The organism is Vibrio aquaticus (assembly GCF_003970385.1).
Classification (GTDB): Bacteria; Pseudomonadota; Gammaproteobacteria; order Enterobacterales; family Vibrionaceae; genus Vibrio; species Vibrio aquaticus.
Genome location: NZ_RXZH01000145.1, coordinates 1 through 474, shown reverse-complemented (window position 1 = coordinate 474; position 474 = coordinate 1). Strand labels below are relative to the sequence as shown.

At 53.4% G+C, this 474-nt stretch carries 1 protein-coding gene; it reads right to left on the bottom strand.

Annotated elements, in window-relative coordinates; translation table 11 throughout:
* On the bottom strand, positions 1 to 474 hold a 474-nt coding region (locus tag EJ063_RS20645; RefSeq protein WP_148104555.1), incomplete at both ends, for an efflux RND transporter permease subunit.

Genomic DNA, 474 nt, shown 5'->3' with positions numbered 1-474 from the left:
ATTCTTCCTCGCCAAAAGCTTCGCGCGCGACGCCCGATGGCAGATTTTGGAGAATGGGCAATTTATTGATCGCAATATCCGCCTCACCCTTCACCACATTGGGCGCAAGATCGGCGCCAACAAATATCCGCCGGCTTTGATTATATCGCTGAATCGCCGTCGGGCCGGAGCCATAACTAATCTCCGCAACGCGGCTGAGCGGCACGGTGCCGCCCGATGATGTTGGCACGGGCAAATTGCGGATGGTTTCAATATTTTCGCGCGAATTTTCGCTCAACCTTACTTTGATCGGAATTTGCCGGTCAGACAGGGAAAATTTTGCGGCATTTTGCTCAATTTCGCCCAATGTCGCGATACGGATCGTCTGACTTAAGGATGCGGTCGTCACACCCAGCTGCGACGCCAGATTGGGATAGGGCCGAATAACAATTTCCGGGCGATTAATATCCGCGTTGATCCGCGGCGCAACAACCA